This is a genomic window from Comamonas sp. wu1-DMT, from assembly GCF_040187805.1.
Taxonomy (GTDB): domain Bacteria; phylum Pseudomonadota; class Gammaproteobacteria; order Burkholderiales; family Burkholderiaceae_C; genus Comamonas; species Comamonas thiooxydans.
Window position 1 is genome coordinate 122,341 of record NZ_JBANEM010000005.1, and the last position, 13,470, is coordinate 135,810.

Here is a 13,470-nt window from a genome sequence, read left to right on the forward strand (position 1 = left end):
TTTTTATACTGCCGACAGCATGGTCAGACCAGCGGGTTAGCGAGTGCTGGCAGGTTGCGGTCGGAGGTCTTCGTCACCTGAACGACAGGCTATATACGGCAAGACTGCTCAAAATCGGCCAGATTCGCCATCTTTGAGGCCACTCCAGATTCTGGCCGAGCTGCCATGAGCGCTCTCTTGCTAAGGTGGCAGCACATCTCATCGCCTTCAACCCAGACCCTGCCCATGTTTGACGACACCATGCCGCCTGTTGTGATCAGCTCCAGTGAAACCCGTGTTCAGACGCCCGACGGGCAGCTCCATGTCAAACGCTGGCAAGCGCAGGGCGGGGCGGCCAAGGCGCCGCTGGTGCTGATGCACGACTCGCTGGGCAGTGTCGATCTGTGGCGCGAATTTCCCGCGCAGCTGGCCGCGGCCACCGGGCGTGAAGTCATTGCCTATGACCGCCTGGGCTTCGGTCATTCGGACCCCAATCCGCATCGGCTTCAACCCAGTTTTGTGGAAAGCGAGGTCGAGGCCGGCTTCACGCCGCTGCATCAGGCGCTGGGCCTGGGCGATTTCGTGATGCTGGGACACAGCGTGGGCGGCGGCATGGCGGCCATGGTGGCAGCTGCGTATGGACGGCAATGCCAGGCGTTGATTACCGAATCGGCCCAGAGCTTTGTCGAAGACCGCACCTTGCAGGGCATCAGGGCGGCGCGAGACAACTTTGCCCAGCCCGGCCAACTGGAGCGGCTTGCCCGCTACCATGGCGACAAGGCAGCCTGGGTGCTGTCAGCCTGGGTGGACACCTGGCTGAGCCCGCATTTCGCGCATTACCGGCTGGATGCGGCCTTGAGACAGGTGCATTGCCCGGTGCTGGCGATTCACGGCGAGCTCGATGAATTCGGCTCCCTCGTGCATCCGGAGAACATCTGCACCTGGGCGCAGGGCCCTTGCGAAGCGGAAATCATTGCTGGCGGCGGCCATGTGCCGCACCGCGAGCTGCCCGAGCGCATCAGCAGCCGCATCGCCGGTTTTCTGTCAAAAATCGCCTGACTCTGTTTGAGCCAGCGCCCGCGGGCGTAGTCGACCAGATCGGCCGGGTAGTGCGGGCTGCTGCGCAAAGCGCTGTCATCCCAGTCATAGAGCACGGCCAGGGCGGCCACCTCCAGCGCCCAGTAGCCCGTGCCCAGCCATGGACTGCCTTTCTTCTGCTGCTTGGGCGAGAGCTTGAGAAACTCCTGGTACTGGGTTTGCAGATAGGGCAGCAGCGGGTCAGGCAGGGCTTCGAGCTGTTCAAAAAAAAGGCTTCATGGCGCCGTAAGGGCGTTTGTGGAAAAGCTCCTCGCTGACCTGCTGCAGCTGCAGACCGCCTGCGCACAGATAATCCAGCAACTGGTCCGTATCGAAGGCCAGCACATGCTCATCAATCGCCGGTACGTCATCCTGTGCATCCAGCAGCGTGGCCAGCGACAGCAGGGTCACGGCAACAGCGTAGTCGTCAGCGCGCGTGTTGATGGGCGCACCTACGCCATAGTCCTCGCCAGTCTCCTGCGCCATGCTGGCGCGCGCATGCTCGGCCACCGAGGCGGCATCAATCCACAGTGCGACGACTTCCTGGTAGATGGGGCGCAGCACATCGCCGCAGAGGCCCAGATCGATGCCATAGATCAGCAGCCAGCGCGCCTGCTCGCCCACTTCCTTCCATTTCCAGTAGTTCTCCAGCGCGGCATGTGCCTGGAAATCCTGGTGAGCTTTATAGCTATCGCTGTTGGCAAAGCGCTTGAGCGCGCTCAGTGCTTCCTTCCAGTCGGTTTTTTTTATCGCTCAGATTGAGATTGCGCCGGGGCTGCAAACCGGTCAGTGAAATTTTGGCCCATTCGGCGCAGGCGGCAGCCAGTTGGCCGTGGTGCTGGAAGGTTTGGCTCATGGCCCAAGCTTAATGGCTCATGCAGCGAGAAAATCCCGAATCGCAAACAGCGTCGCGTCGGGCGACTCCGTCATCTGGTTGTGGCCGTTGGGAATCACCTGCACCTTCACTGCTTTGCCCGCGCCTTTGGCCGCATCGATCAGTCCCTTGGCTGCCTTGGGCGGGGTCATCTGGTCTTGCTCGCCCAGCACAAACAGAAGCGGGCAGCTGACCTGCGTCATGGCCGCTTCGCCACCCGCATAGCTGTCACAGGCCTTGAAGCCTGCATGCAGCAGATTTGTGCCCGTATTGCTGGCCAGCACGCGGCGGCCCAGAGCCATACCGGCGCCAAACACCCAGCTGCCTGCACCATTGGGCGGTGCCAGCGTGGCGCGCGAGAAGGTGTTGACCATCTGGATGGCTTTCTCGGGCGTATTCAGCGCCGACTCCAGCAGCGCGGGCGAGACCTTCATGGGAAAGGCCGTACCCACCAGTACCAGATGGCTGATGCGGTTATTTAGCCTGGCCGCAGTCTCCATGGCAATCAGGCTGCCCCAGCTATGGCCGATCAGCGCAGCTTGCTGCAGGTTTGCCGCATCCATCAGCGCACCTATGAAGCCTGCAGCCTCCTCGACGGATTCCGGTGCTTGGCCGCCGCTTTTGCAATGGCCAGGCAAATCGATGGCCAGGACGTTCCAGCCGTGATTGGCCATGTAGCGGCTTTGCAGCGCCCAGACGCTGTGATCGCAGAGCACGCCGTGGATGAAAATGGCCGTGGGCTTGGCCGCGTCGAAAGCCTTGCCGCCGGTGTAGGCGTAGATGTCTGCGCCTTGCACATTGATTTGCATGTTTGTCTCCGGTTCTGTTCTTTGTGACTCAGCAGTGTTCATTCAGCCATTGCTGAGCCAGTTCGCGTATGTGGTCACTGGCATCGTGTTTGGCGGCATGCTCAATCACAGCTCGCTGCGCTGTGCCGGCTTTTTTCCAATACCGCAGGCTCAGCATGGCCTGATAACGTACGCCTTCGTTGCTGTCGTGACTCAGGGCTTGTGCCAGTACAGGGGTGATGCGCCTGCCAGCGGCAGCACCAAGGCTTCGCTCTCCCATGATGCATGCAGCATGCACGCGCACCAGAGCGTGAACGGACTGCAGAGCGAAGAGGGCTTGCTCCAAATCCTCAACCCGAAGGCTGCAATAACCGGTTCCGGGTGATAGCTCTTCATTCAGCGCCTGGGACAAGGCCGGGTGCTTGAGGTCGAGCGCCCGCTCCAGTGGCGCGTAGTCAAGGTGCAGGGCCGTGGTTCCCGGCTTGCTGTTCCAGGCGCGGTAGGGGTAGGCAATGCCTTGCGCGATCCTGTCCACAGGCACGGCCGTGGTACCTATTTGCTGCTGCAGCCACTCCTGGTCGCCTAACGACCCCAAGGCACTGGCGCACCAGCCTCGCTCGCTTTCTTCCCTGGGGCTGTGGATGGGGGCTTGTACCTGCTGACGCAGTGCAGTCAGTACCTGTTCGTCCCGGTAAGCCATCTGGGCCAGCAACATGGCCGCACGCCACTGTTTGCCAAGCCGAGTCAGCATGGGCAGCAGCGCATGAGCCACCTGGCTGTGATCCATGGCAAGCAGCGCAGTCTCGGCCTCTTCGCCCAGCAATTGCGCCTCTTTGCGGCTCAGTCCCAGTTCCGGGCACCCGATACCTTCCAGGCAGCTCAGATGGTATTGCAGCTGTTGAGCGGCGGAGAGCGCAGCAACTCTGGCGCGTCTTTGCGCGTCCTGGTCATGGCAGGGAAACAATGCAACAAAGCGCGCCTCCCCCATGCTCTGGCGCGCCAGGGCTTCGCATTCCTGAGTGTCTTCCACATGGATCAGCACCGCAAACTCTGGAGTGAGCTGGCTGGCCCAGGGCGATTTTTGACAGGCTTTGGTCAGCTGCTTGCAGATGCGGGTCAGCGCCTTGATCAGGTGCGCCTCGGTACGCAACCAGTGGGCAGGCGTGCTTTTATTGGCTTCGGCCAGCAAGGCTTGCTCCAGTTGCAGCAACTCCTGAGAGTCCGAGGTCGAATCCAGCTCTTCCCATTCCCAATCCGGCGGGTTCCAGCGCAGACTGCCCAACTGGCCGGTATTCAGGTCGAATTCGGACAAACGACCCTGCGGCCCGGGGGCATTCACCATTTGTGAATAGGCCTGCTCGCTATTGGCCGACAGCGTGGGCAGGTAAATGGGGCCGTCCTGCTCACGGTACAGGCCGTTCAGTGCCAGTGCGTAGATGCGTTCTTGAGGGTTCGCGGCAAGGAACGCCTGAGCATCTTGCCAGTAGATGCTGAATAAAGTCTGTTCAAACTGCTTCCAGTCCAGCGATGCAGAAGTTGTGGCAACCATGTTTGTTCAGGGCTTTCAGGCTGCTTTCTCGGCCGCCTTCAGCGCACGCTTGAGGTCGTCGATCAGGTCGTCGGCGTCTTCCAGGCCGATCGACAGGCGGATCGTTCCCTGGCCGATGCCGGCCTGGGCCAGAGCCTCGTCGCTCATGCGGAAATGCGTGGTGCTGGCGGGGTGGATCACCAGCGAGCGGCAGTCGCCCACATTGGCCAGATGGCTGAAGACCTTCAGCGTTTCGATGAACTTCTTGCCCTGGTTGCGGTTGCCGGCAATGTCAAAGCTGAACACCGAGCCGGCGCCGCGCGGCAGCAGTTTTCTGGCCAGAGTGTGCGAGGGGTGGGTCTCCAGCATGGGGTGACCCACGCGGCTGACCAGCGGGTGGCTGGCGAGGAACTGCACCACTTTTTCGGTGTTGCGCATATGGCGCTCCATGCGCAGCGGCAGGGTTTCGATGCCCTGCAGGATCAGCCAGGCACTGTGCGGGCTCATGCAGGCGCCGAAGTCACGCAGGCCTTCGCGGCGGGCGCGCAGCAAGAAGGCGCCGGTGGTGGACTCCTCGCTGAACACCATGTTGTGAAAGCCGTCATAGGGCTGGGTCAGCTCGGGAAAGCGCCCCGATTTTTCCCAGTCGAAGCTGCCGCCATCGACGACGATGCCGCCGATCACCGTGCCGTGGCCGGACAGGAACTTGGTGGCCGAGTGGTAGACGATGTCCGCGCCATGCTCGAAAGGCTTGATCAGCCAGGGCGAAGTCAGGGTCGAGTCCACCAGCAGCGGCACACCGGCTTCGTGGGCGATCTGGCTGACGGTGGGAATGTCCAGCACATCGAGGCCGGGGTTGCCCACGGTTTCGCCGAAGAACAGTTTGGTGTTGGGGCGCACGGCAGCCTTCCAGCCGTCGATGTCGCCGGGCTTGACGAAGGTGGTCTCTATGCCGAAGCGCGCCAGCGTGTAGTGCAGCAGGTTCTGCGAGCCGCCATACAGGGCCGTGCTGGCCACGATATGGCTGCCCGCGCCCATCAGCGTGGCAATCGATAGGTGCAGCGCCGCCTGGCCGCTGGCCACGGCAATCGCGCCCACGCCGCCTTCCAGGGCCGAGACGCGTTGCTCGAGCACTGCATTGGTGGGGTTGGAGATGCGGCTGTAGACGTGGCCGGGGCGCTCCAGATTGAACAGGCTTGCCGCGTGGTCGCTGGATTCGAAGACAAAGGACGTGGTCAGGTGGATGGGTACGGCACGTGCGCCGGTGGCGGGGTCGGGCTGGGCGCCTGCATGCAGGCTCAGGGTGTCAAAGCCGGGGTCAGAGTAGCCGGGCATGTTTTGTCTCCATGGCTGGTTTTGATCGACGCAATGTGTGATCGAGCACGCAATCAAATATCGATTTGGTCGGATAGACGAATGAATATGTGGGAATTCATATGTTTCGTCATTGATTTAGTTTTTCTCAATGCAAGCCATTGTGGGCTATATTTGTGCACGCACCTGCATTCTGTGCAAAGCGATGCCGCATGTGCTGACACATGCAGGACAAAAGCTGCCACAGCGTGCCAAACAGATTCGGAGAACAGCAATGAAAGTTAGTGACATCCTGCGCGTCAAAGGCAATACCCTGTACACGGTGTCGCCCGACGAAAGCCTGGCCGCGGCGGTGCAGGTGATGTCGGAGAAGGACATTGGCTCGCTGGTCGTGATGGATCACGGCGATGTGGTGGGCATGCTCACCTTCCGCGAAGTGATCCAGGGTTTTGTGAAGACCGGCGGCGTGGAGAACATCTCCGTGCGTGGCGCCATGGACGACGCGCCCATGACCTGCACCATGGAAACCGATATGGACGAGGTGCGCCGCATGATGCTGGACCGCCATGCGCGCTACATGCCCGTGATGGACAAGCGCATGCTGATGGGCGTGATCTCGCTGTATGACGTGGCCAAGGCCGTGGTGGACAGCCAGAACTTCGAGAACCGCATGCTCAAGGCCTATATCCGCGACTGGCCCGAAGGCGAGCGCCAGGGCGCCGAATAAGCCAGCCTTTGCTGCAGACCCCGCCGAGGCGGGGTTTTTCATGTCCAGCCTGATGTGCTCTGCAGGCGACGCAGCGCTGCCTTATGGCTGTCGGTCGGCTGGGCTGTGCGGGCTCTGCAATACAGTCGTTGGCGGCTTTGCCTTGCGCAGACCCTTGAGCAGAAGCCCCACAAAGCACAACAAGGCGACACCCAGGCCCACCATCATGCCGATCACGGCCTTGCCGTAGCCGCAGGCATACTGGCCCGCGCAGCGCGACGGTGCAAATTCGAAGAACAGCAGACCGCCGACGCCGCCGATCACCACGGACACCAGGGCCGAGGCCAGAATAAACGCAAGTTTGAGCATGGTGAAAAGACTTTAGGCAGGACAGTGTGCAGCCGTCAATCATCACTTCAACGATAATCGGCAGCCTATGAGCGGCAATACCTTCGGCACAATTTTCACGGTCACCAATTTCGGTGAGTCCCACGGTCCGGCCATTGGCTGTGTGATTGACGGCTGCCCTCCGGGCATGGCCTTGAGCGAGGCGGACATCCAGCATGATCTGGATCGACGCCGCCCCGGCACCAGCAAGTTCGTCACGCAGCGCAACGAGCCCGATGCCGTGGAGATTCTCTCCGGCGTCTACGAAGGCAAGACCACGGGCACGCCGATTGCGCTGCTGATCCGCAACACCGACCAGCGCAGCAAGGATTACTCCAATATCGCGCAGAGCTTTCGTCCCGGTCATGCCGACTATGCCTATTTCCAGAAGTACGGCATCCGTGATCCGCGCGGCGGCGGTCGCTCCTCGGCACGCCTGACGGCGCCCACCGTGGCTGCGGGTGCCGTGGCCAAGAAATGGCTCAAGGAAAAGTTCGGCACCGAGTTCCGCGCCTGCATGACCCAGATCGGCGAGCTGCCCATAGGTTTCGAGAGCTGGGAGCATGTGCCGAACAACCCCTTTTTCGCGCCCGTGGCCGATGTGAGCCGCTTCGAGGAATACATGGAGCAGCTGCGCAAGAGCGGCGATTCCTGCGGCGCGGCGCTGCGTGTGAACGCCAGCAATATGCCGGTCGGCCTGGGCCAGCCCCTGTATGACCGCCTGGACGCCGACATCGCCTACGCCATGATGGGTCTGAACGCCGTCAAGGCCGTGGAGATCGGCGCGGGCTTTGACAGCGTGGCCCAGCGCGGCACCACGCACGGCGATTCGCTGAGCCCCGAGGGTTTCCGCAGCAATAACGCGGGCGGCATCGTGGGCGGCATCAGCACCGGCCAGGATCTGGAAGTGCGTATCGGCATCAAGCCCACCAGCTCCATCATCACGCCGCGTGAGTCCATAGACGTGCACGGCCAGAGCACCGAAGTCATCACCAAGGGGCGCCATGACCCCTGCGTGGGCATTCGTGCCGCGCCGATCGCCGAGGCGCTGCTGGCGCTGGTGGTGATGGACCATGCGCTGCGCCACCGCGCGCAGAATGCCGATGTGGATTCCGGCCTGGCTCCGATTCCGGCCTCGGCCAGCTGACATCACCTAGACCTTTTTGTGCGTTAAAACCTCTGACTCAGGAGAGTCTGATGGTTGCAACTGACAAAAAACCGGATCAACGCCAGTCTCGCGCCCTGTCGCCAGGCTGGCGTTGTGCTTTTCGCAATGCCTTCCGCCCCATGTACGCTGGGCTGTTCGTGCTGGTTTTGAGTGCTTGCGGTGGCGGTGCGCTCAGGCCTGCCAGCATGGAGATCACCGTGCTGGGCTTCAATGACCTGCACGGCCATCTGGAGCCGCCCGGACTGGCCGTGACGGCCCAGAACGCGCAGGGACAGAACATTGCCGTGCCCGCTGGCGGCGTGGCCTACATGGCCCGGGCCATCGCCCAGCGCCGCCAGGCCAGCCGCCATGTGGCGCTGGTCACGGCCGGGGACATGATCGGGGCCTCGCCCATGGTCTCCGCGCTGTTTCTCGATGAGCCGACGATAGAGGTGCTCAACCTCATGAGGGTGGACTTCGCGGCCACCGGCAATCACGAATACGACCAGGGCGTGGCCGAGCTGCTGCGCATGCAAAACGGTGGCTGCGAGAAGTTCACCAGCAAGCAGCCATGCCAGATCAGCCAGCCCTTCAAGGGGGCGGAGTTCCCGTTTCTCGCGGCCAATACGCTACGTGAAGACGGCCGGCCGCTGTTCCCGGCGACCGGGGTGAAGTTCTTCGAGCAGGACGGTCTGCGCATAGGCGTGGGCTTCATCGGCATGACGCTCAGGAACACGCCGCATATGGTGCGGCCCAGCGGGGTCAGGGGGCTGACATTCGCCGACGAGGCACAGACGGCCAATGCGCTGATTCCACAGCTGCGTGCGCAGGGCGCCGATGTGATCGTGCTGCTGATCCATGAGGGCGGGGCCACCACTTCGGGCCTGCAGGACGATAGCTGCCAAGGTCTGTCCGGTGCCATCGTGCCGATTCTGGAGCAGCTCTCCAGCGAGATCGATGTGGTGATTTCCGGTCACACCCATCGCTCCTATATCTGCGATTACGCCAGGGTGAATCCCCGCAAGCCCTTTTTGCTGACCAGCGCCGGCCAGTACGGCACGCTGCTGACCGAAATCCGGCTCTCGGTGGATGCGCGCACCGGCCGCGTGAGCCGCAAATCGGCGCACCAGACCATCGTGCAGGGCGAGGGCTATCGCAGCGTTGGCGGCATGGTGAGCTTGCAGCCCGAGTTTGTAGTCTTTGATGCCGATGCCGAAGTGGCGGCGCTGGTTGCTCGTTACAAGGCTGCGGCCCGGCCGCTGGCCGAGGCCGTTGCAGGGCGGCTGGCCGGACCTGTCAGCCGCATGCCGCAAGCCAATGGCGAAAGCGTGATGGGGCGCATCGTGGCCGACGCCATACTCGCGGCCACGCGCGATGCCTCAGCGGGTGGGGCACAACTGGCCTTTGTGAACCCCGGCGGTGTGCGCGCCGACCTGCTGCCTGCGGCCGACGGCAGCGTGAGCTATGGACAGTTGTTCAGCGTTCAGCCGTTCGGCAATACTTTGATGGTGATGAGCCTGACGGGCGAGCAGATTCGCCAGGCGCTGGAGCAGCAGTTCGACAGCGGCAGCAACACCGTGAATGCGCCGCGCATTCTGCAGGTGTCCGAGGGCTTCAGCTACCGCTTTGACCGCCGCCAGCCTGCGGGCCGCCGCGTGAGCGAGCTGCGCCTGAACGGTCGGCTGCTCGAGATGTCGCGGCGCTACCGCGTGGGGCTGCAGAGCTATCTGGGCGGCGGCGGCGACAATTTCAGCACCTTCACGCAAGGCATCGATGTGGTGGGCGGCATGCCGGATCTGGATGCCCTGGCCGAGCATGTACGCGAGCAAAGCCGCAGCGGCGCGATGGCGCTACCTTTAAAGGAGCGAATTACGCGCGTTCATTAAGGAAATCAGATAAAAATCTATCTGATTTCTTTTGAATTACTGCGCTAAATGCTCATGAGTTCATAGCAAACGCCTGCCGTCAAGCGCGCAAAACAAAAGCCACCCGAGGGTGGCTTTTGGCATGGTACGGCAGGCAGGCCTAGGGCTTTTTGGCGGCCTTGGCCTTGGGGCTGCGAACCTCATCCATGATGTTCTTGAAGTCGTCCACATCCTCGAAGCTGCGGTAGACGCTGGCAAAGCGGATATAGCCGACCTTGTCCAGGCCCTTGAGTTCATCCATCACCAGCTCGCCGAGGCGGCTGGAATCGATTTCACGCTGGCCCAGATTGAGCAACCTGTCCTCGATGCGCTCTATGGCGGCATCTATGAGTTCGGTGCTCACGGGGCGCTTGCGCAGCGCGATCTGAAAAGAGCCTTGCAGCTTGGCGCGCTCGTATTCGATACGGCGGCCGTCTCTCTTGACCACGGTCGGAAAGCTGACCTCGGGGCGTTCGTAGGTCGTGAAGCGCTTGTCGCAGCCGCCGCAGCGGCGGCGGCGGCGAATGAAGCCCCCGTCCTCGGACTCGCGGGTTTCAACCACTTGCGTGTCCGGATGGTTGCAGAAGGGGCACTTCATGACAGCTCAGCGCAGCAGGAATTACTTGCTGTAGACAGGGAACTTGGCGGTCAGCGCGGCCACCTTGGCGCGCACGGCGGCCAGATTGGCTTCGTCTTCGGGCTTGTCCAGCACGTCAGCCACCAGATTGGCAGTGATGCGGGCTTCTTCCTCGCCGAAACCACGGGTGGTCATGGCGGGCGTGCCGATACGGATGCCGCTGGTCACGAAAGGCTTCTCGGGGTCGTTGGGGATGGCGTTCTTGTTCACGGTGATGTGAGCCAGACCCAGGGCCGCTTCGGCAGCCTTGCCGGTAATGCCCTTGGCGCGCAGGTCCACCAGCATCACGTGGCTTTCGGTGCGGCCGGAGACGATGCGCAGACCGCGCTCGGTCAGCGTTTCGGCAAACACCTTGGCGTTGTTCACGACCTGTTCCTGGTAGGCCTTGAACTCGGGAGTCAGGGCTTCCTTGAAGGCCACGGCCTTGCCTGCGATGACATGCATCAGGGGGCCGCCTTGCAGGCCGGGGAAGATGGCGCTGTTGATGGCCTTCTCGTGCTCGGCCTTCATCAGGATCACGCCGCCACGGGGGCCGCGCAGGCTCTTGTGGGTGGTGGTGGTGACCACGTCGGCGTGGGGCACGGGGTTGGGGTACACGCCTGCGGCGATCAGGCCGGCATAGTGGGCCATGTCCACCCAGAAGATGGCGCCGACTTCCTTGGCAATTCTTGCGAAGCGCTCGAAGTCGATGCGCAGGGCATAGGCGGAAGCACCAGCCACGATGATGCGGGGCTTGTGCTCGCGGGCCAGCTCTTCGAGCTTGTCGTAGTCGATGGCTTCGTCGGCGTTCAGGCCATAGGAGACGGCCTTGAACCATTTGCCGGACATGTTCAGCGCCATGCCGTGGGTCAGGTGACCGCCTTCGGCCAGGCTCATGCCCAGAATGGTGTCGCCTGGCTTGGCGAAAGCCATCAGCACAGCCTGGTTGGCCTGAGAGCCGGAATTGGGTTGCACATTGGCGGCTTCGGCGCCAAAGATCTGCTTGATGCGGTCAATGGCCAGCTGCTCGACCACGTCCACATGCTCGCAGCCACCGTAGTAGCGCTTGCCGGGGTAGCCTTCGGCGTACTTGTTGGTCAGCTGGGAGCCCTGGGCTTCCATCACGGCGGGCGAGCAGTAGTTCTCGCTGGCAATCAGCTCGATGTGCTCTTGCTGGCGATGGTTTTCAGCTTCAATAGCTGCAAACAGTTCGGGGTCGACTTTCGCGACGGTATCGGTGCGTTGAAACATGGCAGTCCTGTGAACTTAGAAATTCCCTTGAGGCCAAGGGCTGCCCAGGCGAACGGCTGAAACGCTTGCAGGCTGCAGTCGCTGCGGCTCTGGGCGGTACGCTCCCCGGTGGTTCACAGACCTTGCAGTCTGCCGGATTCCACGTCAGCGGCAGAAAATTCTGCGCCTATCGCCAGTTGCGTACACCCGCTAGTGTAGCTGAGCTGGCATGGCTGAAGAACCTATGCCCGTTTTTCCCGCAGGACCTGGCCGGGGCATAAAAAAAAGCTGGCCGGAGCCAGCTTGAAAAATGCAGGGGTCTGTCGCTTAGAGGTTGGAATTGGCCAGTGCCACTTGCTGAGCGTGAGAGACCTTGGTGGCTTCGTCGGACTTGGCCGTCATCAGCGGGCTGGCCTGCAGGCCCACGCCCTGGCGCAGGCGCTGGTGTTCGGCAAGCACCTTGGCAGCATAGCCGCCGTCCGAAGGAAGATTGGCTGCACCCACGTAGTAGCGCAGGCCACCCTCGATGGAGCCGGCGCGGGCAATGCATTCCTTGAGCACCTTGACGCCGACCTTGAGATTGGTCACTGGGTCGAAGGCCGCGTGCTGGCCGCCAAAGCTTTCGTACTTGTCGGTGTGCACGGAAGTCATCACCTGCATCAGGCCCTGGGCACCGACCGAACTTTGGGCAAACGGGTTGAAGCTCGATTCAATGGCCATGATGGCCAGAATCAGCGTCGGATCCAGCTTGTTGGCTTTGCCCTGGACATAGGCTTCGCTGACCAGGGCTGCAATCGGCTCGGGCGCCACCCGGTATTTTTTGCTGAGCCAGTAGGCCACAGCCGCCTGCTCCTTGGGCAGGTTCTTGGGGTTGACGGCCGTGGCGCGGTCGCTGGCGACGACGATGTTGGCGGAAGCAGGGGCTTCCTCCACTTCGGCGGTAGCCACCACGGTGCTGGCGGGCAGGCGTGTGTCGAGCCACTCGCGCAGCTCGGTTGCACCGGCCAGACGCAGGTCCGGACGAGAGATCAGAATCAGGGCCGAAATGGCCACGGCCAAGCCCAGCAGGGCGAAACCGTTGTGAGTAAGAGCAAGAAAACCGTGGGCCGTCTTATGGCCCAACGTTCGCGCAGAGGCGATTAATTTTCCTGACGCTGGCATAGCTTGTCCTTTCTTGGCTATCGCCCGAGGTCGCACCGGATCAATCTCGCAGTGCAACCAGGACAACTGGCCGATGAGGTTTGCTGCGGGCCGATTAAAAGCGCCCCTTGGGGCGCCGATCGGTCTGCTCAGTCGTGAGGCAGCGGAAACAAAAAAACGCTCATTTCGAGCGCTGGCGGATTCTAGAAGCGCTCTAAATATTCAGTCAACACTAACAAAAATACTTTTTAGATTTTAAAATTATATAAAAACTGTATGAATGTACAGCTTGCTCAAAAAATTACAGCAAAAAATCACGGATTCAAGAGGTGTATACGCTCACATCGTTTTATTTGTCATCAAGGCGAAATAAAGTGCAAAAAGCCTGGTAGCCCTACGCGAGCACAGATATAGTGAATCTGCCTGCACGTTGCAGGTGCTTGCCAAAGGAAAGGAAAAGCAAACTCCGCCGAGGCCTTTGATTCCATGGGTTGTTGGCACTTGCTCTTTATCTTCGCTTGAGGCACAAAAGGGAGCAATCGTTGCTTCCAGCGGCAAGGACCACACCCTCCTTGATCCGCGAAAAACGGCCCGGTCTGGTACCGGCCGTAAAGCCCGGAAGTCGGTTTCGCCACTTCCGGGCTTTGTCATTTCCAGCGTTGTCTTTTTCCTGTAGCGCATTGTTTGCATTTTTCGCGCGCATCTGCCTCTGGTCGGCATTCCTATGGCGCAAACTTCTCCCTGGAAACGCCTCTTGCCTCTATCTATATATAGAGCGCA

General features: G+C 61.5%; 13 protein-coding genes, 1 pseudogene and 1 riboswitch. Of the genes and pseudogenes, 4 read left to right on the top strand and 10 right to left on the bottom strand.

Annotated features, from left to right (window positions below):
- Positions 1-225: 225 nt before the first annotated feature.
- On the top strand, positions 226-1,038 hold the full coding sequence (locus V8Z78_RS09765) for an alpha/beta fold hydrolase (protein ID WP_057092735.1): 813 nt from the start codon (positions 226-228) through the stop codon (positions 1,036-1,038).
- A gap of 95 nt (positions 1,039-1,133) precedes the next feature.
- Here V8Z78_RS09765 and V8Z78_RS09770 read toward each other — a convergent pair.
- From V8Z78_RS09770 to V8Z78_RS09795, 6 genes and pseudogenes are all read right to left on the bottom strand, one after another.
- A pseudogene (locus tag V8Z78_RS09770) lies at positions 1,134-1,265 on the bottom strand (PoNe immunity protein domain-containing protein); the annotation flags it as partial.
- Between the two features lie 13 nt (positions 1,266-1,278).
- Entirely contained in the window at positions 1,279-1,806 is a 528-nt protein-coding gene (locus V8Z78_RS09775) for a hypothetical protein (protein WP_349731324.1), read from the bottom strand.
- Entirely contained in the window at positions 1,745-1,912 is a 168-nt protein-coding gene (locus tag V8Z78_RS09780; protein WP_349731293.1) for a hypothetical protein, read from the bottom strand. Before V8Z78_RS09780 ends, V8Z78_RS09775 begins: the two co-directional genes overlap by 62 nt.
- Positions 1,913-1,929: 17 nt before the next feature.
- Positions 1,930-2,739: an alpha/beta fold hydrolase gene (locus tag V8Z78_RS09785; protein WP_179626568.1), complete on the bottom strand. Its 810-nt coding sequence runs from the start codon at positions 2,737-2,739 to the stop codon at positions 1,930-1,932.
- Positions 2,740-2,767: 28 nt separating this feature from the next.
- The gene (locus V8Z78_RS09790; protein ID WP_349731294.1) at positions 2,768-4,267 is read right to left on the bottom strand and encodes a DUF4303 domain-containing protein; all 1,500 of its coding nucleotides are present in this window, start codon (positions 4,265-4,267) and stop codon (positions 2,768-2,770) included.
- 15 nt (positions 4,268-4,282) lie between these two features.
- On the bottom strand, positions 4,283-5,581 hold the full coding sequence (locus V8Z78_RS09795; protein ID WP_057092731.1) for an O-acetylhomoserine aminocarboxypropyltransferase: 1,299 nt from the start codon (positions 5,579-5,581) through the stop codon (positions 4,283-4,285).
- Between the two features lie 253 nt (positions 5,582-5,834).
- Here V8Z78_RS09795 and V8Z78_RS09800 point away from each other — a divergent pair, with 253 nt between their 5' ends.
- Entirely contained in the window at positions 5,835-6,287 is a 453-nt protein-coding gene (locus V8Z78_RS09800) for a CBS domain-containing protein (protein ID WP_003053381.1), read from the top strand.
- 81 nt (positions 6,288-6,368) lie between these two features.
- On the opposite strand, the gene V8Z78_RS09805 is transcribed toward V8Z78_RS09800, so the two are convergent.
- Positions 6,369-6,635, bottom strand: a complete 267-nt coding sequence (locus V8Z78_RS09805; protein WP_003063747.1) for a hypothetical protein — start codon at positions 6,633-6,635, stop codon at positions 6,369-6,371.
- Positions 6,636-6,702: 67 nt separating this feature from the next.
- Between V8Z78_RS09805 and aroC the strand changes: the two genes are divergently transcribed.
- Together aroC and V8Z78_RS09815 are read left to right on the top strand one after the other, a co-directional pair.
- A complete protein-coding gene (gene aroC / locus V8Z78_RS09810) occupies positions 6,703-7,800 on the top strand; it encodes a chorismate synthase (RefSeq protein ID WP_003063745.1) in 1,098 nt (365 codons plus the stop codon).
- Between the two features lie 50 nt (positions 7,801-7,850).
- Positions 7,851-9,686 (top strand): bifunctional metallophosphatase/5'-nucleotidase, encoded by a 1,836-nt coding sequence (locus V8Z78_RS09815; RefSeq protein WP_349731295.1) that lies wholly within the window; start codon positions 7,851-7,853, stop codon positions 9,684-9,686.
- A 139-nt stretch (positions 9,687-9,825) separates the two neighbouring features.
- Here V8Z78_RS09815 and nrdR read toward each other — a convergent pair whose 3' ends face one another.
- The 3 genes from nrdR to V8Z78_RS09830 all read right to left on the bottom strand — a co-directional run bounded on the left by nrdR (position 9,826) and on the right by V8Z78_RS09830 (position 12,711).
- On the bottom strand, positions 9,826-10,302 hold the full coding sequence (gene nrdR, locus V8Z78_RS09820) for a transcriptional regulator NrdR (RefSeq protein ID WP_003053388.1): 477 nt from the start codon (positions 10,300-10,302) through the stop codon (positions 9,826-9,828).
- A 21-nt stretch (positions 10,303-10,323) separates the two neighbouring features.
- On the bottom strand, positions 10,324-11,571 hold the full coding sequence (gene glyA, locus V8Z78_RS09825; RefSeq protein ID WP_003063740.1) for a serine hydroxymethyltransferase: 1,248 nt from the start codon (positions 11,569-11,571) through the stop codon (positions 10,324-10,326).
- Positions 11,572-11,606: 35 nt separating this feature from the next.
- Positions 11,607-11,761, bottom strand: a riboswitch (ZMP/ZTP riboswitch).
- A gap of 116 nt (positions 11,762-11,877) precedes the next feature.
- Positions 11,878-12,711, bottom strand: coding sequence for a lytic transglycosylase domain-containing protein (locus tag V8Z78_RS09830; protein ID WP_039048810.1), 834 nt, complete (start codon positions 12,709-12,711; stop codon positions 11,878-11,880).
- Positions 12,712-13,470: the final 759 nt, after the last annotated feature.

Coding starts and splice junctions, on each gene's coding strand:
- V8Z78_RS09805 (WP_003063747.1), bottom strand. CDS start 6,635: ATGCTCAAACTTGCGTTTATTCTGGCCTCGGCCCTGGTGTCCGTGGTG.
- V8Z78_RS09800 (WP_003053381.1), top strand. CDS start 5,835: ATGAAAGTTAGTGACATCCTGCGCGTCAAAGGCAATACCCTGTACACG.
- aroC (WP_003063745.1), top strand. CDS start 6,703: ATGAGCGGCAATACCTTCGGCACAATTTTCACGGTCACCAATTTCGGT.
- V8Z78_RS09780 (WP_349731293.1), bottom strand. CDS start 1,912: ATGAGCCAAACCTTCCAGCACCACGGCCAACTGGCTGCCGCCTGCGCC.
- V8Z78_RS09765 (WP_057092735.1), top strand. CDS start 226: ATGTTTGACGACACCATGCCGCCTGTTGTGATCAGCTCCAGTGAAACC.
- V8Z78_RS09830 (WP_039048810.1), bottom strand. CDS start 12,711: ATGCCAGCGTCAGGAAAATTAATCGCCTCTGCGCGAACGTTGGGCCAT.
- V8Z78_RS09785 (WP_179626568.1), bottom strand. CDS start 2,739: ATGCAAATCAATGTGCAAGGCGCAGACATCTACGCCTACACCGGCGGC.
- V8Z78_RS09795 (WP_057092731.1), bottom strand. CDS start 5,581: ATGCCCGGCTACTCTGACCCCGGCTTTGACACCCTGAGCCTGCATGCA.
- V8Z78_RS09815 (WP_349731295.1), top strand. CDS start 7,851: ATGGTTGCAACTGACAAAAAACCGGATCAACGCCAGTCTCGCGCCCTG.
- V8Z78_RS09790 (WP_349731294.1), bottom strand. CDS start 4,267: ATGGTTGCCACAACTTCTGCATCGCTGGACTGGAAGCAGTTTGAACAG.
- glyA (WP_003063740.1), bottom strand. CDS start 11,571: ATGTTTCAACGCACCGATACCGTCGCGAAAGTCGACCCCGAACTGTTT.
- nrdR (WP_003053388.1), bottom strand. CDS start 10,302: ATGAAGTGCCCCTTCTGCAACCATCCGGACACGCAAGTGGTTGAAACC.